Annotated in this window: 1 rRNA gene; it reads right to left on the bottom strand. The window is 55.0% G+C overall.

Annotated features, from left to right (window positions below):
• Positions 1–1,398, bottom strand: a 23S ribosomal RNA gene (locus ACREB4_RS21265); the annotation flags it as partial.

The following is a 1,398-nucleotide window of genomic DNA, read 5'->3' on the forward strand; positions in this document are numbered from 1 at the left end:
TGAGACAGTTGAGAAGTCGTTACGCCATTCGTGCAGGTCGGAACTTACCCGACAAGGAATTTCGCTACCTTAGGATGGTTATAGTTACCACCGCCGTTTACTGGGGCTTAAATTCTCCGCTTCACCCAAGGGTTAACGGGTCCTCTTAACCTTCCAGCACCGGGCAGGCGTCAGTCCGTATACATCGTCTTGCGACTTCGCACGGACCTGTGTTTTTAGTAAACAGTCGCTTCTCACTGGTCTCTGCGACCTCGTTCAGCTCACGGAGCAAGTCCGATCACCAAGCGAGGTCCCCCTTCTCCCGAAGTTACGGGGGTATTTTGCCGAGTTCCTTAACCATAGTTATCTCGTACGCCTTAGTATTCTCTACCTGACCACCTGTGTTGGTTTGGGGTACGGGCCGTGTGTGAACTCACTAGAGGCTTTTCTTGGCAGCATAGGATCACTGAATTCGCCTCAATCGGCTATGCGTCACCTCTCAGGCTTGTGACATCCGGATTTGCCTAGATGTCGCCCTACGGGCTTGCTCCGGTATAACCACTAACCGGTACAGCTACCTTCCTGCGTCACCCCATCGCTTGACTACTACCACCGAAGGTCCCACGCAGCGGGTTCACGTCGCACTCCGAAGAGATTGATCTAGAACCTTTTGGGTGGTTAGTACCGATGATTCATCATGGGCGCGCACACACGGGTACGGGAATATCAACCCGTTGTCCATCGACTACGCCTGTCGGCCTCGCCTTAGGTCCCGACTTACCCTGGGAGGACTAGCCTGGCCCAGGAACCCTTGGTCATTCGGCGGGCAAGTTTCTCACTTGCCTGTCGCTACTCATGCCTGCATTCTCACTCCCGCACCCTCCACTGCTGAATTACTTCGCAGCTTCGCTGGGTGCAGGACGCTCCCCTACCCATCCATGCCACTGCCCCGAAGGGAATGTATTGCATGAATGCCGCGGCTTCGGCGGTGTACTTGAGCCCCGCTACATTGTCGGCGCACAATCACTTGACCAGTGAGCTATTACGCACTCTTTCAAGGGTGGCTGCTTCTAAGCCAACCTCCTGGTTGTCTATGCGACTGCACATCCTTTTCCACTTAGTACACGCTTAGGGGCCTTAGCCGGCGATCTGGGCTGTTTCCCTCTCGACGTACGGAGCTTCTCCCCCGCCGTCTCACTGCCGCGCTCTAACTTATTGGCATTCGGAGTTTGGCTGACGTCAGTAACCTAGTAGGGCCCATCGGCCATCCAGTAGCTCTACCTCCAACAAGAAACACGCGACGCTGCACCTAAATGCATTTCGGGGAGAACCAGCTATCACGGAGTTTGATTGGCCTTTCACCCCTACCCACAACTCATCCCCTCAGTCTTCAACCTAAGTGGGTTCGGGCCTCCACGG

The organism is Aquabacterium sp. (assembly GCF_050725395.1).
Taxonomy (GTDB): Bacteria; Pseudomonadota; Gammaproteobacteria; order Burkholderiales; family Burkholderiaceae_C; genus Aquabacterium.